General features: G+C 66.8%; 17 protein-coding genes. 9 read left to right on the top strand and 8 right to left on the bottom strand.

Annotated features, from left to right (window positions below):
- The 5 genes from bla to QZL87_RS01010 form a co-directional block, all read right to left on the bottom strand.
- Positions 1 to 1,155: a class A beta-lactamase gene (bla, locus tag QZL87_RS01030; RefSeq protein ID WP_295322707.1), complete on the bottom strand. Its 1,155-nt coding sequence runs from the start codon at positions 1,153 to 1,155 to the stop codon at positions 1 to 3.
- Positions 1,156 to 1,307: 152 nt separating this feature from the next.
- Positions 1,308 to 1,988: a peptide-methionine (S)-S-oxide reductase MsrA gene (gene msrA / locus QZL87_RS01025; protein ID WP_295327087.1), complete on the bottom strand. Its 681-nt coding sequence runs from the start codon at positions 1,986 to 1,988 to the stop codon at positions 1,308 to 1,310.
- 475 nt (positions 1,989 to 2,463) lie between these two features.
- On the bottom strand, positions 2,464 to 3,678 hold the full coding sequence (locus QZL87_RS01020) for a pyridoxal phosphate-dependent aminotransferase (RefSeq protein ID WP_295322704.1): 1,215 nt from the start codon (positions 3,676 to 3,678) through the stop codon (positions 2,464 to 2,466).
- Between the two features lie 268 nt (positions 3,679 to 3,946).
- Entirely contained in the window at positions 3,947 to 5,797 is a 1,851-nt protein-coding gene (gene pabB / locus QZL87_RS01015; protein WP_295322700.1) for an aminodeoxychorismate synthase component I, read from the bottom strand.
- Between the two features lie 31 nt (positions 5,798 to 5,828).
- Positions 5,829 to 6,365 (bottom strand): hypothetical protein, encoded by a 537-nt coding sequence (locus QZL87_RS01010; RefSeq protein ID WP_295322696.1) that lies wholly within the window; start codon positions 6,363 to 6,365, stop codon positions 5,829 to 5,831.
- A gap of 137 nt (positions 6,366 to 6,502) precedes the next feature.
- On the opposite strand from QZL87_RS01010, the gene QZL87_RS01005 reads away from it, so the two are divergent.
- The 8 genes from QZL87_RS01005 to QZL87_RS00970 all read left to right on the top strand — a co-directional run bounded on the left by QZL87_RS01005 (position 6,503) and on the right by QZL87_RS00970 (position 14,311).
- On the top strand, positions 6,503 to 8,173 hold the full coding sequence (locus tag QZL87_RS01005) for an AMP-binding protein (protein WP_295322693.1): 1,671 nt from the start codon (positions 6,503 to 6,505) through the stop codon (positions 8,171 to 8,173).
- Positions 8,174 to 8,218: 45 nt separating this feature from the next.
- The gene (locus QZL87_RS01000; protein ID WP_295322690.1) at positions 8,219 to 8,509 is read left to right on the top strand and encodes a GIY-YIG nuclease family protein; all 291 of its coding nucleotides are present in this window, start codon (positions 8,219 to 8,221) and stop codon (positions 8,507 to 8,509) included.
- Positions 8,510 to 8,634: 125 nt separating this feature from the next.
- A complete protein-coding gene (locus QZL87_RS00995) occupies positions 8,635 to 9,069 on the top strand; it encodes a MerC domain-containing protein (RefSeq protein ID WP_295322688.1) in 435 nt (144 codons plus the stop codon).
- Between the two features lie 102 nt (positions 9,070 to 9,171).
- A complete protein-coding gene (locus tag QZL87_RS00990) occupies positions 9,172 to 9,636 on the top strand; it encodes a transcriptional repressor (RefSeq protein ID WP_295322685.1) in 465 nt (154 codons plus the stop codon).
- Positions 9,637 to 9,667: 31 nt separating this feature from the next.
- A complete protein-coding gene (locus QZL87_RS00985) occupies positions 9,668 to 10,501 on the top strand; it encodes a hypothetical protein (RefSeq protein WP_295322683.1) in 834 nt (277 codons plus the stop codon).
- A 195-nt stretch (positions 10,502 to 10,696) separates the two neighbouring features.
- A complete protein-coding gene (locus tag QZL87_RS00980) occupies positions 10,697 to 12,220 on the top strand; it encodes a fumarate hydratase (RefSeq protein ID WP_295322680.1) in 1,524 nt (507 codons plus the stop codon).
- Between the two features lies 1 nt (position 12,221).
- Complete coding sequence (locus QZL87_RS00975) at positions 12,222 to 12,698, top strand: hypothetical protein (RefSeq protein WP_295322678.1); 477 nt, start codon at positions 12,222 to 12,224, stop codon at positions 12,696 to 12,698.
- A 77-nt stretch (positions 12,699 to 12,775) separates the two neighbouring features.
- Positions 12,776 to 14,311, top strand: coding sequence for a M20/M25/M40 family metallo-hydrolase (locus tag QZL87_RS00970; protein ID WP_295322677.1), 1,536 nt, complete (start codon positions 12,776 to 12,778; stop codon positions 14,309 to 14,311).
- A 181-nt stretch (positions 14,312 to 14,492) separates the two neighbouring features.
- Here QZL87_RS00970 and QZL87_RS00965 read toward each other — a convergent pair whose 3' ends face one another.
- Positions 14,493 to 15,689 carry a DUF481 domain-containing protein gene (locus QZL87_RS00965; RefSeq protein ID WP_295322676.1) on the bottom strand — a complete coding sequence of 399 codons (1,197 nt, stop codon included), beginning with the start codon at positions 15,687 to 15,689 and terminating at the stop codon, positions 14,493 to 14,495.
- 133 nt (positions 15,690 to 15,822) lie between these two features.
- On the opposite strand from QZL87_RS00965, the gene QZL87_RS00960 reads away from it, so the two are divergent.
- Positions 15,823 to 16,098 (top strand): hypothetical protein, encoded by a 276-nt coding sequence (locus QZL87_RS00960; protein WP_295322673.1) that lies wholly within the window; start codon positions 15,823 to 15,825, stop codon positions 16,096 to 16,098.
- A 180-nt stretch (positions 16,099 to 16,278) separates the two neighbouring features.
- On the opposite strand, the gene QZL87_RS00955 is transcribed toward QZL87_RS00960, so the two are convergent.
- Both QZL87_RS00955 and QZL87_RS00950 read right to left on the bottom strand, forming a co-directional pair.
- Positions 16,279 to 17,415 (bottom strand): MBL fold metallo-hydrolase, encoded by a 1,137-nt coding sequence (locus QZL87_RS00955; protein ID WP_295322670.1) that lies wholly within the window; start codon positions 17,413 to 17,415, stop codon positions 16,279 to 16,281.
- A gap of 129 nt (positions 17,416 to 17,544) precedes the next feature.
- Complete coding sequence (locus tag QZL87_RS00950) at positions 17,545 to 18,180, bottom strand: DUF1013 domain-containing protein (protein WP_295327083.1); 636 nt, start codon at positions 18,178 to 18,180, stop codon at positions 17,545 to 17,547.
- Positions 18,181 to 18,299: the final 119 nt, after the last annotated feature.

The raw sequence follows: 18,299 nt of genomic DNA, 5'->3' as shown, positions 1-18,299 counted from the left end.
CTACCGCCCGTGATAATCGGCAACGGCGCCCGACACCGCCTGCATCAGCGCCATGCGCGCGGGCACCGAGGCGTTGGTGTCGCCGAGCAGCACCACGATGGCATAGCGGGTGCCGTCGGGCGCGGTCGCGATGCCGATGTCGTTATAACCGGCGGTCGAACCCTTGTAATCCTGCCCCGTCCCGGTCTTGTGCAGGAATTTCCAGCCCGCGGGCAGACCGGCCTTCAATCGGCGCGGCCCGCTCCTGGTCCGGCTCATCACGTCGAGCAGATATTCGGTCGAATCGGGCGACAGCAACGTCCCGCGCGCGAGCCGCGTCAGCGCGCTCGCGATCGCCTCGGGGCTCGCGCCGTCGGGCGGATTGGCGAGATAGGCGTTGCGCGCCGCGAGGCGCGTCGCATCGGGGAGCGCGGCGCGCGCCTGATAAAAGGCGCGCCCGACCGAATAGGCCTGCTGCCATTTGAGCCCCGCGGTGCCCGCCTGCAGCAGCCGTTCGCCGGGACCGAAGCGGATCGCGCCCAGATCCTTCTTCGAAATGAAGGCACGCACGGCCTCGGGGCCGCCGACGGTGCGCAGCAAGCTGTCGTTCGCGGTATTGTCGCTGTGGGTGATCGCGGTTTCGATGAGGTCGCGGACGCTCATCGTCACCGATCCCTCTGCCCGGACCCGCGCCGCGAGCGGCTGGTGGAACAGGGTCAGATCCTCGGGGCCGATATGGACGCGCTGGTCGAGCGTCATGCGCCCCTGATCGACCGCGTCGAGCACCGTCAGCGCGACCCACAGTTTCGAAACGCTCTGCTGCGGAAACAGCTCGTCGCCGCGCTGCGAAAGCGACCACTCGCCGTCGATGCGCTGCACCGCGATACCGGTTTTGCCAGGAAAGGCGCGCCACAATTCGAAGATGCGGTCGTCGAGCCCGGCGGGAGCGCGGCGGAAACCGGGGTCGATCGGCCCCGCGGGCCGCGGCATCGCCGAACGGACCGGCTCGCCGATCGGCACCGTGACCGAACCGGCCGGACCGCGCACCGGCTGCTGCTGCGCGGGTGCCTGCGCGCGTGGCTGCGGCACGATCGCGGCGCTGCCGACGCAACCCGCCAGCACCGCCGCGCTCATCGTCACGGCGAGGATCGGCCTGCCGGATAATCTAAGCTTCATTCAAACCCCGCACCTGCGACTTTATATCTTGTCCCGACCCCTCGCGGACATGTCCTCACGTCACGCAGGCGCGCGGGCGGGGCCAGCGTTTTGCGGTGAACGATTCTCCTGCCGCGACCAATGGCGGAACCCGTGGGGATTTTTACCCGGCGTCAGGGCGCCGGCGTCGCGCGCACCCTGTCGGGATAGAGGCGCTTCAACGCCGCGAGCTTGGGCGCGTCCCAGCGCAATATATAGCCGTTGCGCGGATGGCGGCGCATGAAATCCTGATGGCTCGCCTCGGCGCGATAGAAATGCCTGTAGGCTTCGACCGGCACGACGACCGGCTTCGCGAAATATCCGCCGCGGCCGATCTGCGCCAGATAGGCGGTGGCGACCCGTCGCTGGTTCGTATCGAGCGGCACGATCGCGGCGCGATATTGCGAGCCGGTGTCGGGGCCCTGCCGGTTCTTCAGCGTCGGATCGGCGACCACCGAGAAAAGGATGCGGAGCAAGGTGCCATAGCTGACCTGCGACGGATCATAGACGATCCGCACCGCTTCGGCATGGCCCGACTTGCCGTCGTGCGTCAGCTCATATCTGGCGGTCGCGGCGCTGCCGCCATGATAGCCCGATTCGACCGAGATCACACCCTTCACATGCGAAAAGACGCCTTCGACGCCCCAGAAGCAGCCGCCCGCGAGCACTGCAGTCGCGCGCTTGGCTTTGACGGCGGGATCGACGGTCGCGGCGGGAAGCTTGACGGCGCTTTCGGCCTGCGCGGGCGCGCATTGGGCGACGATCGCGCCAGCCGCCAGCGCCGCGACGGCGCGAAGCGGGAGCGCGCGCCGCAGCGGCGTCACGCCGGGATCGGCAGCGCCGGCGCGTTGAGGACGATATAGGTCGCGCCAATCGCGAAGCCGGCGAGCATGGTCAAAAACCAGTCGGAGCGGAGCAGGGAGAGCATAGGGGCCTCTTATCATATTATCTTGTTCGCGGCCGGAGCCGCCCTGGTTACACCGGCAATATGACGCGCCCCTTGCCATCCGTCGGTGATGGCGGTCACTCTAGACCAGATGACTTACCATCGGGTGAACCGGGCGCTTAACCGGCGTTCAGGTCCAAATAGGCTGGCACCCCGACATTACAAGACCGATCGGTATAAAATTCCTATGCAACCTGATGTCGTCACCCCGGCCCTTCGACTGCCTTGCAGGCGCTCAGGATAAACTTCCGCCTTTGGCGGAAGGCCGGGGTCTCGCCACAAGCGGCACGGCGCGCGCGCCAAGGGCGATATCTGGCCTTCGCCGGGATGACTGAAAGGGGGTGTCAGCTCAGCGCCGCGCACGCCTGCTGGATGCGCACGCACGCTTCCTTGAGCACCGCCTCGGAGGTCGCATAGGAGACGCGGAACGCTGGCGACAGGCCGAAGGCGCCGCCATGCACCGCCGCGACGCGCGCCGAATCGAGGAAATAGTCGATCAACGCCTCGTCGCTGTCGATCACATGCCCCGCGGGCGTCTTCTTGCCGATGCAGCCCGACGCGTCGGGATAGACATAGAAGGCGCCGTCGGGGACCGGGCAATTGAGCCCCGGCGCGTCGTTGAGCATCGCGACGACCATGTCGCGGCGCTTGCGGAACGCCGCGTTGCGGTCGTCGAGGAACTGCTGCGGCCCGCCGAGCGCGGCGGCGGCGGCGGCCTGCGCGATCGAGCAGGGGTTCGACGTCGATTGCGACTGGAGCTTGCCCATCGCCTTGATGATCCACGCGGGCCCGCCCGCATAGCCGATGCGCCAGCCGGTCATCGCATAGGCCTTGGAGCAGCCATTGACCGTCAGGATGCGATCGATCAGGTCGGGACAACGCTGCGCAAAGGTCGAAAATTCGAAGTCGGCGTACCAGACATGCTCGTACATATCGTCGGTCATCACCATCACATGCGGATGGCGGCGGATGACCTCACCCAACGCGTCGAGTTCCTCGCCCGAATAGGCGGCGCCCGACGGGTTCGACGGCGAATTGAACATCACCCAGCGCGTCTTCTTGGTGATCGCCGCCTCGAGCTGCGCGGGGGTGATCTTGTAATTCTGCGCCGCGGTGCCCTCGACGATCACCGGCGTGCCGCCCGCAAAGGCGACGATGTCGGGATAGCTGACCCAGTAAGGCGCCGGGATGATCACCTCGTCGCCCGGATCGACGGTCGCGACGAGCGCATTGAACAAGGTGTGCTTGCCGCCGACGTTGACCGAAATCTGGTCGAGCCCGAAGTCGAGGCCGTTGTCGCGGCGGAACTTGCCGCGGATCGCGTCCTTCAGCGCGACCGTGCCGTCGACCAGCGTATATTTGGTCTGCCCGCCCCGGATCGCCTCGATCGCTGCTTCCTTGACGAAATCGGGGGTGTCGAAATCGGGCTCGCCCGCGCTGAGACCGATGACATCGACGCCCGACGCTTTCAGCGCCGACACGCGCGCGGTCATCGCGAGCGTCGCCGAGGGCTGGATGCGGTTGAGGGCGGCGGAGACATGGGGCTTGAAAGTCGACATCGAAAAGCGTCCTTGCGAGAGGGCGAACGGCGTGAACTGGCAGAAAATTGCGCGGGGCCGCGCCTAAAGCCTCCGGCCGACATTCGCAAGCGCGCTGGTTGATAATTTACCTATGCACGGCCCAATAAAGCCCCTCCCCTTCAGGGGAGGGGTTGGGGTGGGGTTCGCGAACTTGCGCACGGTCGATGGCCCCCACCCCGCTGCGACTAAGCCAGCAAGCTGGCAAGTCTCGCTGCCCCCCTGAAGGAGAGGGGGTTGGTTATCGACGCTAGCTTGCCTCCGCGAGCCGCGCCGGCACCAGCCCGCGCAAGCTGTTGCCGATGAAGAAGCCGCTTTCCAGATCGGCCAGGCGCAGGTGCGATTCGACCGCGCGCCCCTTGTCGATCAGCTCGGCGCGCAGCACGCCGGGGAGCAGTCCCAGCGCCAGCGGCGGCGTGAGCAACTGGCCCTCGCGCTCGACGAAGATATTGCTCCAGCTGCCCTCGGTGACGAAGCCCGGTTCGTCGACGAAAACGACCTCGGCCGCGCCGCTTTCGTGCCGCGCCGCGTCATAGGCGGCGCGCAGGCTCGTCTTGTGCGCAAGGCGAAAGTCGCCCGCCGCCATCGGCGCCGAGCGCACCGCGACCGGCACCGGCAGCTCGGCGAGGCGCGGCAGCGGCGACACCTCGATCGCGAGCGCCCCCGACGATGCGAGGCGCATCCGCACCCGCGCCGCGCTGCGCAGGCGGAAGGTCGCCGATTGCAGGCTGTTGCGCGCGCCGTGCCGGTCGAAGGTGAAGCCCAGCGTCTCGGCACTCGCCTTCATCCGCGCGAGATGCCCCTCGAGCCGCTGGATGCCCTCGACGGGATCGAAAAGCATCGTCTCGATCAGGTCGAAGCTTTCGCCCGCTGCAACCACAAATTCCCCCTTGGCTAGACATTCGCGCCATTCTTCAACCGGTTGGCTGTCGGCGACGATTCCAGAACCCAATCCCAGCGTGGCGCAAGCCACGCCTTCCTGCAAGTCGCGCGTGGCGCAAGCCGGCACGCCATGCGACCCGCCTTGCGGGAAGACGAGGGTGCGGATCGCGACATTGAACGCGGCATCGCCCCCCGGTTCGATAAAGCCGATCGATCCCGTGTAAAGCCCGCGCGGTCCGGTTTCGAGTTCGTCGATGATTTCCATCGCGCGCACCTTGGGCGCGCCGGTGATCGACCCGCAGGGAAAGGCCGCGCGCAGCACATCGACCGCGCCGGCGCCCTCGGGCAAGCGCGCGCCGACATCGGAGACGAGCTGGTGGATCGTCGGAAAGCTCTCGACCCGGAACAGGTCGGGCACCGCGACCGACCCCGGCACCGCGACGCGCGACAGGTCGTTGCGGATCAGATCGACGATCATCAGATTCTCGGCGCGCTGCTTGGGATCCTCGGCAAGCGCGCACGCCGCCGCCGCGTCGGCTTCGGGATCGGCAAGGCGCGCCGCCGTCCCCTTCATCGGCCGCGCCATCACCCGCCCATCGCGCAGCGCGAAGAAAAGCTCGGGCGAATGCGACACGATCGCTTGTTCGCCCGTCCAGAGCACCCCGCCATAGCCCGCGCGCGCCGTCCGGCGCAGCCGCGCATGGACGCCGAGCGGATTACCGAACACCGGCACGTCGGCGCGGAAGGTCAAATTCGCCTGATAGATGTCGCCGGCGCGGATCAGCCCCAGCACCGCTTCGACCGCGGCAAGATAATCGGCGCGCGCCACGCGCGGACGGGGCCGGCCCACCCACGCCGCGTCGGGGTCGGGGAGCAGCGCGGGCACCGCGCCGGCAGCGATCCGCCGGACGCGTTCGAACAGGCCGAACCAGCCGACCGGCGCCGCACCGGCCTCGGCGTCCGCCGCGCCGCGCCACGCGGGGGCAAGCCCCTTGCCCGCCTCATAGGCCAGATAGCCCGCGGCATGGAGCCCGCGAGCCTGCGCGGTTTCGAGCGCCGACAGCAGGCCGGCCACATCCGCAGGCGACCGCGCGGTGAGCGTCTCGACGGGCTCGACGAACAGCCGCGCCGCCGCCGCGCCTTCGGCGCGCGCGTCGTCGAGCAGCACGAAGGGCGGACAGCCCGGCCCCGGAACCGGGATCGCGTCGCCTTTCCCCATCGCTATGTCACGGATGCCGGTCGCGCCGCGATCAGCGGTCGCGCTTCATGCGGATCGTGCGGCCGCCTTCGATCGAGGCGAAATAGCTGCCCATCGTCGCGACCTTGATCTTGACCTTCTGCCCCACCTTGGGCTGGCGCGGCAGCCGCGTCGTGTCGATCTGCGTCCACACCGCGTCATCTTCCATCACCAGCGTATATTTGCCCGACCGGTCCATGCTGACCGAGCGGATCGTCGTTTCGATCTCCTTCACCTCATCCTCGTCGCCGCCGAAAATTCCGCCGAGCTTGGGGAAGGAAAAGCCGAACAGGCCGCGCCGCGCCTTTTTGGCGGTCTCGCGGTCGGTGAAGGTGATTTCGCGCGCCTGGTCGGCGCTCGACAATTCGCCGACCTCGCGGTCGAAACAGGCGAGCCGCGCCGCCGCGTCGGCGATGTCGCGGCACGCGTAAAGTTCCTGAATCTGCGCCGGGCGCTCCGAAGGCAGCTTGTCCTTCGCGGCCGCCGGAACGGCGAGCGCGGCGGCAAGAAGGACGAGCGGCGCGGCGACGCGCGATGACAGCTGCGGCATGGCAAAACCCCTGGCGAGAACGATATGCGATGCCTAGCCGCAGCGGCGGCGCGCCGCAAGCGAGCCCGGTTGCGGTCGCGACTTACTGACCCTAGTGTCAGGAAGCCGACGGATTTTCGAGAGGATATCACCCCGCGATGGACAGCCGCTTTTCCTGGTCGACCGACTACCGCCACCCCACGGCCTGGGACCAGGAATTTGCGCCGCTGTCGCTGCCCGACATGCTCGCCGCCAGCGTGGCGCGACGCGGCGATGCGCCGATGCTCGACTTCATGGGCCGCGAGTTCGGCTATGCCGAGGTTGCCCGCGGCGCGGCGCGCGTCGCGCGCGGGCTCCAACTGCTGGGGCTCGGCAAGGGCAGCCGCGTCGGCCTCTTCCTTCCCAACGTGCCCCATTATGTCGCCGCCTATTACGGCTCGCTGATGGCGGGCGCGACCGTCGTGAACTTCTCGCCGCTCTACACCGTCGCCGAGCTCGAGGCGCAGGTCGAGGATTCGGGCACCGACACGCTGTTCACGCTGAGCGCCGCCGCGCTCCTCCCCACCGCATTGCAGGTGCTCGACGGGTCGAGTCTCAAACGCCTCGTCGTCGGATCGGTCGCGGGCGGCCTTCCCGCCGCCAAATCGGTGCTCTATCGCCTGTTCAAGCGCAGCGAGGTCGCGCCGCTGCCCGTCGACCCGCGCGTCATCCGCTTTTCCGCCCTCACCGGCAATGACGGCCGCCCCGATCCCGTCGCGATCGACCCGCAGACCGACATCGCGCTCATCCAATATACCGGCGGCACGACGGGAACGCCGAAGGGCGCCAAGCTGACGCACCAGAATCTCACCGCCAATGCGCGGCAGGTGAACGCGATCGACCCCGACCATGACGCCGAGGACCGCATCCTCGGCGTGCTGCCCTTCTTCCACGTCTTCGCGAACACCTGCGTCCTCAACCGCACGATACTCAACGGCGGCACGATCACGATGCTGCCGCGCTTCGACGCGAAGCAGGCGCTCGAGGCGATCACGCGGACGAAAACGACGGCGCTCCCCGGCGTGCCGACGATGTATCAGGCGCTGCTCGACCATCCGGCGCTTGCCGGCACCGATTTTTCCAGCCTGCGCGTCTGCATCTCGGGCGGCGCGCCGATGCCCGCCGAGCTGCGCGAGAAGTTTATTGCCGCGACCGGCGCTTCGCTCGTCGAGGGATATGGCCTCACCGAAAGCTCGGGGGTCGTGGCGACCAACCCCTATGACGGGCCGGTGCGCCCCGGCACGATCGGCCAGCCGATCCCGGCGACGCACATCCGCCTGCTCGACAAGGAAGACCCGACCAAGGACGCGCCGAACGGCGAGCCCGGCGAGCTTGCCGTCAAGGGACCGCAGGTCATGCAGGGCTATTGGAACCGCCCCGACGCCGACAAGGACAGCTTCACCGACGACGGCTGGTTGCGCACCGGCGACGTCGCGGTGGTCGAGGAGGGCGGCTATATCCGCATCGTCGACCGGCTGAAGGACATGATCGCGGTCGGCGGGTTCAAGGTTTATCCCAGCGTGATCGAAGCGCATCTCCACGCCCATCCCGCGATCAAGGAAGCGATCGTGCTCGGCGTCCCCGACGCCTATCGCGGCGAGGCGCCGAAAGCGTTCGTCACGCTCGAGGAGGGTTTCGACGTCAGCGGCGATGCGCTCGCGGCCTGGCTCAACCCCCAGCTCGGCAAGCATGAGCGGGTGAAGGAAGTCGAGGTGCGGCTGAACCTGCCCAAGACGATGATCGGCAAACTCGACCGGAAGGCGTTGCGGGCGGAGGAAGGCGACGCGTGACCTCTCTCACCCGTCACCCCCGCGAAGACGGGGGTCCAGCTTAAGATGCGCGGCGGCTACGTCTACATAATGGCGAACCGTTATCGCGGGACGATGTATATCGGAGTAACCGCCCATCTCCCCGCCCGCATTTTTCAGCATCGCTCCGGCGATGGCTCCGATTTCTGCAAACGCTATGGGCTGGATCGTCTGGTCTATGCCGAACACCACACCGACATTCGGGACGCCATCGCCCGCGAAAAGGCGGTGAAGAAATGGAATCGCGACTGGAAATTCCGGCTGATCGAAGAGCAGAACCCTGATTGGCTTGACCTGTTCGAGTCGCTTAACGCCTGAAAAAGCTGGACCCCCGCCTTCGCGGGGGTGACGGGTCGCATGGAAAAGTTTGTTACAATGAGACATTGTAACCTTTGTCATGATATGCCATATCAACACCTGCAATTGCACCAACGGAGAATCGGGTGACCCATGTCGCCAGCCCTGCCCCTGTCCTGACGCGTCTCGGCGCGCTTGCTCGGGCTGCGCGCGATTCTCGGCCACTGACCTCGCTGTCGGGCGACCAGCTGGCGATGGGGTTGTCGGGGCTCTGCCTCGTCCACTGCCTCGCGACGACGATCTTCTTCGCCTCGATCGCCTCGGTCGGCGGGGTGTTTCTCGACAATCACCTGTTCCACGAGATCGGGCTGATCATCGCGATCGGCTTCGCGCTGATCACGCTCGTCTCGGGCGTGCTCAGCCATGGCTATATGATGCCGTTCGCGGTGGGCGGCTTCGGGCTCGGCATGATGGCGGGCGCGCTGTCGCGGCCGCACGACGGCAGCGAAGTGATCGCGACGATGATCGGCGTCGCCGTGGTCGCGCTGGGCCACGACCTCAACCGCCGCGCGCGCCACTGAGCGTCCGCCGAAACGGACCGGTCCGCGGCTTGCGGGCGCCCCCTAAAGAGCCTACATTGGATGCCTGTTAGCGCGGAATTATCCGCGCATGAGGAAACGCCAATGGGCAAGCATGATCATCCGCACGTCGAGGCCAGCGGCGCCTCGCTCGCCAAGGCGGCGCAGACCGCGCTCGAGGGCGCGGGCGAAGCCTGGACCGACATGCGCGCCGAGATTTTCGACGCGGTCGCCGAAATCGGCAAGCCCGCGAGCGCCTATGAAATCGCCGACATCGTGTCGCAGAAGCGCGGCAAGCGCGTCGCGCCGAACAGCGTCTATCGCATCCTCGACCTGTTCGTCGCGAACAACCTCGTCCGCCGCGTCGAGAGCGCGAACGCGTTCGTCGCGAACAGCCACCCGGGCTGCCTCCACGACTGTATCTTCCTGATCTGCGACAGTTGCGGCGCCGCGGTGCATGTCGACGACGACAAATTGTCGACGGGAGTGCGCGCCGCCGCGAACGCCACCGGTTTCGCCGCCGAACGCCCGGTCATCGAAGTGCGCGGCAAATGCGCCGAGTGCCAATAAGGTGAGCCGGTGCGCTCCACCGGACGGTTGAATGCCGATCGGGGGGCTCCAGCATTGGATCGAGGCGCAGCACGCGCGCCCATCCGCGGCGACGCGCGCGTGGATCTGGACGCTGGCGTTCGGCCTCGCGACCCTGCTCTTCGGCGTCTATCTGACACAGGTCTTCCCGCAAGCGGGGCATGACATCGCGCCAGGCTATGGCCCGCCGGTGCTCGCGTTCGAATTCGCGGGCAGCCAGGCCGATCTCGAGGCGATCTTCGGTTTCTTCACCGACCCGCAGCAGGTGACGCGGCTCGCCGCGATGCGCACCGGCAACGAGCGCGACTATCTCTATATGCTGCTCTACGCGGGCTTTCTCGCCGGCGGCTGCATCGCCTTGTGGCGCGAGCTCCGACATCGCGCGCTACTCGCCGCCGCGGTGCTGCCGGTCGCCGCGGCGCTCTGCGACGCATGGGAGAATTGGCTGCTGTTCGACATCCAGGCCGCCTTCACGCTCGGCGACTATTCGCCCGCAATGGCGAGCCTGCCCTATCCCGTCGCTGCGAAGTTCCTGCTGCTCGCCGCGACCAACGTCGTGATCGGTGCCGCCGCGACGCAGTTCGGGCGCTGGTGGGCGCTGTTCGGCACCCTCGCGATCCTCGCCGCGATCCCGACCGCGATGGCGATCGTCACCCCCGCCGCCTTCGCCTGGGCGCTGATTCCCTCGGCGGCGGGCGGCTGGCTACTGCTTCTCGCGCTGGCCGCAGCCGGCAGCTGGCAGACCCTCGCCCGCAAGCGCCCTCTCGTCGACTGGAGCGACACAGCGCCCGCTATGCCGGACGCCGTTCCGCCCGTCCGCCGCGTCTTCGGCCGCCGTCGCACCTGAACTTCATCGTCATCCCGGCGAAGGCCGGGATCTCGCCCTCTGGGCCTAACGCACCAGCGAGATCGTGTTTCAGAGTCACGTGCCTCTGAACACCCTTCGCCGGGATGACGACAAGGGTGATACGAACCTCTTTCCGTTGCGGCCGGTGCGGTCTAGGGAAGCCCGCGAATCCCGAAAAAGGGCGAAAGGCTGCACATGAACACCGTGATCATCCGCGAAGACGACCTCATCGAGACGATCGCCGACGCGCTCCAGTACATCAGCTATTTCCATCCGATGGACTATATCCGCGCTTTGGGTGCGGCCTATGAACGCGAGGTGTCGCCCGCCGCCAAGGACGCGATGGCGCAGATTCTCTCGAACAGCCGCATGTGCGCCGAGGGGCACCGCCCGATCTGCCAGGATACCGGCATCGTCACCGTGTTCATCAAATGGGGCATGGACTGCCGCCTCGACAGCCCCCGCAGCCTGCAGCAGGTCGTCGACGAGGGGGTGCGCAAGGCCTATCTCCACCCCGAAAACAAGCTCCGCGCCTCGATCCTCGCCGACCCCGCGTTCAGCCGCGTCAACACCAAGGACAACACGCCGTCGGTGCTCAACGTCGAGATGGTCCCCGGCGCCAAGGTCGTGATCGACGTCGCCGCGAAGGGCGGCGGCAGCGAGAATAAGTCGAAGTTCAAGATGATGAACCCCAGCGACAGCATCGTCGACTGGGTGCTCGAAATGGTGCCGCAGATGGGTGCCGGCTGGTGCCCGCCCGGCATGCTCGGCATCGGCATCGGCGGCACCGCCGAAAAGGCGATGCTGCTCGCGAAACAGTCGCTGATGGACCCGATCGACATGACCGAGCTGCTCGCGCGCGGCCCGAGCAATCCTACCGAGGAACTGCGCATCGAGCTTTATGAAAAGGTCAATGCCCTCGGCATCGGCGCGCAGGGCCTCGGCGGCCTCGCGACCGTGCTCGACGTCAAGATCAATGACTGGCCGACCCACGCGGCGTCGAAGCCCGTTGCGATGATCCCGAACTGCGCCGCGACCCGCCACGCCCATGTCACCCTCGACGGCAGTGGCCCGGCCTTCCTCGAACCGCCGGTGCTCGCCGACTATCCCGAGATCGACTGGGCGCCCGACAAGGCGGCGATCCGCGTCGACCTCGACAATCTGACGCCCGAGGTCGTCGCAAGCTGGAAGCAGGGCGACCGCCTGCTCCTCAATGGCAAGATGCTCACCGGCCGCGACGCCGCGCACAAGCGGCTGGCCGACCTGCTGCGCCAGGGCGCGCCCTTGCCGGTGGCGTTGCGTGGCCGCGCCTTGTATTACGTCGGCCCGGTCGATGCGGTGGGCGATGAGGCGGTCGGCCCGGCGGGCCCCACGACCGCGACGCGCATGGACAAGTTCATGGACATGATGCTGGGTCAGGGCCTGCTCGCCTGCGTCGGCAAGGCCGAACGCGGCCCCGCCGCGACGCAGGCAATCGCGAAGCACAAGAGCGCCTATCTGATGGCGGTCGGCGGCGCTGCTTACTTGGTCGCGCGCGCGATCAAGGGCAGCAAAGTCGTCGGCTTCGCCGACCTCGGCATGGAGGCTATCTACGAGTTCGAGGTCAACGACTTCCCCGTCACCGTCGCGGTCGACAGCGAAGGCGAGAATGTCCACGTCAACGCGCCCAAGCTGTGGCAGAAAAGGATCGCGGACGAGGGGTTGCTGGAGAAGGCGTGACGTGCGCTTCCACCCGTTCGGCTTTGCCTTTGAAGTGCGCACCGCGCTCGATCTTGCGGAAAGCAAGCGAAGGGTCAGGCAGTGCAAATACGGGGTGTTTCATCCCGATGACGGTCCGCGCGGCTTCATTCTCGGCCGCTTCATCTGCTTGTGGAATAGTATGATCGACAGGCAGGGTCCCATGTTGATCGGGTGGATGCTTGAAGACGGATCGGGCTGCCGCATCAAGGGACAATCGGGTTCCGACCTGAATGGCATCCTGTCGTTGGTGATCGTGGGGATAATCATTTCGATCGTTGCCGTAATGACCGTCCGCAACGGACACGGAAACACCTCCTTCTACGTGATGATGACGCTGTCCATGGTTGGGCTTGCCATTCTGCTGATTGCGGCCAGCAACGAGCGTCGCGAGGGACTGCCCCTCGTCCAGTTTCTTCAAATGGCAACGGGCGGCGATGAACGGCACGAGTTTCGCTGACAGTATCTCGCCCGCACTTGCCTTCCACGATCAAAAGTCCAACACTCCCCGCAACATAAACAGCCAGGGGACGCAGCATGGATTTCCGTAACGTCGACAAGCTGAACCGCCGCGACATGATTCGCGGCACCGCCATGCTCGGCGCGGGCGCGGCCTTCATGCAGCCGATCCCGCTCTGGGCGCAGTCGGGAACGATGGCCGACATCCGCAAGGCGGCCGAGGCGGGCAAGGAGGCCTCGATCAAGCGCATCCGCGACTGGATCGCCCTCCCTTCGATCGCCGCCGAGAACCGCAGCATGGCCGAAGGCGCGGCCTATATGGCCGAGCTTGCGAAGGATGCGGGCTTCACCAATGTCGAGATCGTGCCGACCGACGGCCACCCCGGCGTGTTCGGCACGATCGACGTCGGCGCAGCCCGAACGCTCGGCATCTATTTCATGTACGACGTCAAGCAGTTCGACGCGTCCGAATGGTCGTCGCCGCCGCTCGAAGGCAAGATGGTCGAGCGCGAAGGCTTCGGCCAAGCGATCATGGGCCGCGGCGCGGTGAACCAGAAGGGGCCCGAGGCGACCTTCCTCGCCGCGCTCCACGCGATCCGCGCCGCGGGGCGCAAGCTGCCGGTGAACATCGTCCTCGTCTGCGAGGGCGAGGAGGAGATCGGGTCGCCGCATTTCCGCCAGATCGCGACCAAGCCCAACATCCTCGCCGCCTTGAAGAAGTGCGAGGGCATCTTCATCCCCTTCGCCTCGCAGGGCAAGACCGGCAACGTCACCGTCAACCTCGGCTCGAAAGGCATCATCGAACTCGAACTGGTCGCGAGCGGCGAGAAATGGGGCCGCGGGCCGAAGGGCGACGTCCATTCGAGCCTCAAGGCGATGGTCGACTCGCCCGCGTGGCGGCTGGTGCAGGCGCTCCAGACGCTCGTCACCCCCGATGGCAACAAGCCCGCGATCGAAGGCTGGTTCGAAAATGTCCGTCCCTTGACCGAACGCGAAAAGACATTGATCCGCGAGGCTGCGAAGGCGGGCGACGAGGCCGCGCAGAAACAGGCGCTCGGCATCACCCACTGGATCGACAATCTCGCCTATGACGACGCGCTGATCCGCCTCGCGCAGGAACCGACGGTCAATATCGAGGGGCTCGTCGCGGGTTATACCGGCCCCGGCGGCAAGACGATCCTGCCCGGTCGCGCGGTCGCCAAGCTCGACCTGCGCCTCGTTCCCAACCAGACGCGCGCCGAGGCCGAAAAGAAGCTGCGCGCGCATCTCGACAAGCATGGCTTCACCGATGTCGAGGTCAATGTCTCGGGCGGCTATGACCCGACCGAGGTCGCCGAGGACAGCCGCCTCGTCCGCTCCGAACTCGCAACTTACAAGAAGCTCGGCGTCGCGACGAGCCTCAACCCGCGCATGGCGGGGAGCTGGCCGGGCGCGACCTTCACCGCGCCGCCGGTGTCGATCCCCGCCGCGCATTTCGGCATCGGCCACGGCTCGGGCGCGCACGCCCCCGACGAATATTATCTGATCGATTCGACCAATCCCAAGGTCGCGGGGCTGGTCGACGCGACGATGGGCTTCGCCGAGTTTCTCTATGTGCTGGCGAGCATCAAATAGACAGCCGATCCTCCCTGTCGCGCCCCTGGAGCATGATCGTCTTTGACCGCGGCATCTGAAAATTCCTGTGTCCCCGCGAAGGCGGGGACCCATCTCCCGCCGGTTCAAGACGGCACGAACCGGAGATGGGCTCCCGCCTTCGCGGGAGCACACGTCTTATTCAGCCAAAGACGATCAGCCCCTAAAACCCGTAAACCAATGTAAACCGCGTCTGCGTATCGACGCTTTCGATCCCCGGCGGCGGGCTGGTGTCGATCTGCGCCGAATAGGCGATTCGCGCCGACAGCGCGCCGGTCAGCTTGGCGTTGAGCGCGGTCTGCGAGCTGGTCGAGCCATTGGATTCGCCGATGATTGTCGATGCGACCTGCGTCAGCCGCAGCGTCGGCGACAATTGCCAGCCGAAATCGAGGCCGGCGAGCGCAGTCAGTTCGGTGTCGTTGGTGCCGTCGACGAAGTCGGTCTGGCGGAACGCCGGCCCGCCCTTCAGGCTGAGCGTCATCTTCTTGTTGTCGACCACCTTGTAGCCGAGCCCGCCCGACAGGTTCCAGCGCGTGTCGTAACCCAGGATCCGGTCATGTTCCCAGCGCGTAAGGCCATAGGCAAAGGTGCGCTCGTCGATCCGGTATTGCGGCTCGAGCTCGGCCAGATAGCGTTCGACCGACGTCGCGCCGTTCGTGCGCTGGTAATCGGCCTGCGCGCGCAGCTTGTGGGTCCAGTCTATCCCCTTGCGCGCGAGCGAAAGTCCCGCGCTGAGGCCCGCCGAGCTGGTGTTGCCGCTGCTCTGCGACGCGCCGATCTGCCCCTCGCCTTTCCAATTCTCCCAGAATTTCGCCGCCGCCAGCTTCGCGCGCGCGGCCGCCGCCGCTTCGTCCTTCAACCGCTGCCGTTCGGCGCGATAGGCGACGACCTGCTCCTCGATTTCGTCGGCGTCCTCCGGCGTCGTGGCCTTGGCTAGCTTCGCCACCGCCTCGACATCGGCATCCCGGCCGCTCGCCATGGCGGCGGCGAGCATCTCGCGCACCGGATCGAACGGGGCGTCCGGCGGATGGCCGCTGCGATAATAGGCGAGCAGCGCGTCGATTTCGCCGATGTTGGACGGATGGGTCTGCCGCGCGAATTTGGCGACCGCTTCGACATCGTCATTATTGCCGCTCGCGAAGGCGGCATTGATCATGGCGCGCACCGCGTCGGGCAGCGGCGGATCGGGCGGCACGAGCACGACCGGAAGCGGGCCTGCCACCACCGGATCGACGAGCACGGGATTGATCTCCAGCACGTCCGGCTGCGGCGGATCGGCCGGCTCCTGCGCGGCGTGCGCGGGCACGGCGGCGAGCGCGAGGGGCAGGCAAAGCGCGGCCAGGCGGGGGAGAGAGGTCACCGAAGACATCCTTCTTGCGGGGGCGGAAGCCGGGTTCGTTCGATCGGTCGCGCGGGGCCGGCGCGCGGACGATGCGCCCCTATAGCCCGAAAGTTTCTGGCATTTCCACCCCGGCTGCCCCATTTGCAAACCTATGGTTGTTGCGCTTATCGCCATTTTCTGCGCCGGCATCGGCAATTTCGCGATGCACCGCGCCTTCATGGAAAGCGACGATCCGCTGATCCAGCAGATGGTGAAGCCGCTGGCGGAAAAGGTCGGGCCGAACATCACCTACATCTTCGAGTTCCTGCTGCTCGTCGGCGCGATGGCGATCGCGACGCGCAACTGGTTCGCCGCGCTGATGCTCTATGGCCTCTACACCATCTTCAACGCGATGGCGTTCAGCTGGATCATGCAAAGGCCGCGATAAACCGAGCGCGGCGGGTTTCGGCCGGACCCGGCCCGCCCTTCATCGTCACCCCGGACTTGATCCGGGGTCCCGCTTGAACCTAGGTGTTAGAAAAGCGGGATCCCGGGTCAAGCCCGGGATGACGGAGTAGATTGAGCCAACGTCCGCTCTCACCCCAAAGCCGACGTCAGGCAAGCAGCCTCACGCCACCCCGTGATACCACCACACGCCGTCGCGCTCCTCGCGCTTCACGCGCCCCTCGACCTCGAGCCGCTTCAGATGCGCGAGCGCCTCGCCCGTCGCGAGGCCGCGGTTATGCTCGCCGATCGGGCGGTTGAAGAGCAAAGGAAAACTGTCGACCGCGCGCATCGGCGCCTTCGCCGCCGCCTCGGCAAGATTGTAGAGCCGCATGCGATGCTCGTCGCGCAGCGCCATCAGGCGGACGTGCAGCCCCCGGAACGGCTCGCCATGCGCGGGGCAAACCGTGACGTCGGCGGGCACGACGCCGAGCAATTTGTCGATCGACGCGAGCCATTCGCCGAGCGGATCGGCGTCGGGCTCGGTGATGTTGACCGAGACGTTCGAGCTGATCCGCGGCAGCACCTGGTCGCCCGACACCAGCACGCCCTCTTTCTCGTTCCACAGGCACGCATGTTCGGGGCTGTGCCCCGATCCGGTGACGACGCGCCAGCGGTGCGCGCCCATGTCGAGTATCTCGCCGTCGGCGATCCGCACATAGGAGCGCGGCAGCGCGAAGATCATGCGCTCGAACATGTTCCAGCCACGCGCCCGCTGCGCCTCGATCGCGGTCTCGTCCCAGCCCGCCGCGCGCGACTGCGCCAGCACTTCGTCGGGCGCAGCGTCGGCGGAATCGGCGACGATCGCGCGCGCGGTCAGCATCTCGCCGCGCGTCATCCAAAGCTTCACGCCCCGTTTCTTCGCGATCCAGCCGGCGAGGCCGATATGATCGGGGTGCAGGTGCGTGCCGACGACGCGCGTGATGCGCTTGTCCTTGAGCGCGCCCGCGTAGAGCGCCTTCCACGCGTCCGAGCACATGGTCAGGCAGATGCCGGTGTCGACCACCGCGACGCCATCCCCCCGGTCGTCGGCGTCGTCGAGCAGCCAGCTGTTGATATGACCGAGCGACCCCGGCATCGGAATGCGCGCCCAGCTGATCCCGTCGGCGATGCGGATCGTCTCGCCCGCCCCCGGCGCCGCCTCGCCCCACGGATAGGTCAGGCCCGCGTGGCTCGTCGCGGTAAAGCTATCGTCCTGGGTCAGCGAGGCATCCGGCGAACCGCTGGCCGCCGGGATATGGTCCTCGTCGCCATTCGCCATCCTATCTCCCTTTCGTCATTGCGAGGAGCCGAAGGCGACGCGGCAATCCCCAGCCATCGGCCTCGATACTGATAGCTGGAGATTGCTTCGCTTTGCTCGCAATGACGGAAAGCAGCGGCATTCCCGGCGTCAGGCTTCGCCGCCGGTTTCGGCCTCTTCGGCGGCGCGCGCTTCGGCGGCCGCGGTGCGTTCGGCGCGCAGCTCTTCGAGCAGGGCTTCGCGGTCGCCTTCGAAACGGCTGTCCTCGGGCGCCTTGATCCCCGCCTTCTTCGCCGCCTTTGCGACGAGCGCGTCGAGTTCGCGCTGCGAGCAGAGGCCGAGCGTGACCGGGTCCTTGGGAACGATGTTCGCGCTGTTCCAATGGCTGCGGTCGCGGATCGCGCCGATCGTGTTGCGCGTGGTGCCGATCAGCTTGCCGATCGCACCGTCCGACACTTCGGGATGGTTCTTCAGGATCCACGCGATGCCGTCGGGCTTGTCCTGGCGCTTGCTGACCGGCGTGTAGCGCGGGCCGCGGGTGCGGCGAATCACGTCCTGCCCCTGCGCGCTCATCTTGAGCTTGTAATCGGGGTCCTTCTGGCCCTTCTCGATCTCTTCCATCGTCAGTTCGTGCGCGCGGACGGGATCGCGGCCGGTATATTTGGTCGCGGCGGTCTCGTCGGCGATCGCCTGCACTTCGAGGATGTGAATGCCGCAAAACTCGGCGATCTGGCCGAAGGTGAGACCGGTGTTGTCGACCAGCCAGGCGGCGGTCGCATGCGGCATCAGCGGGGTCGGATTGGCATTGGCCATGACTGCTCTCCAAAAGCGCAAATAATAAGGGCCGCCCCTCGCGGGGCGGCCGGACATTGGCGGCGGATATATGCCGGAATGCGGCAGCGGGC

This window comes from uncultured Sphingopyxis sp., assembly GCF_900078365.1.
In the GTDB taxonomy this organism is placed as follows: Bacteria; Pseudomonadota; Alphaproteobacteria; order Sphingomonadales; family Sphingomonadaceae; genus Sphingopyxis.
The sequence above is the reverse complement of the archived record's forward strand: the minus strand, read 5'-3'. Positions and strand labels throughout refer to the sequence as shown.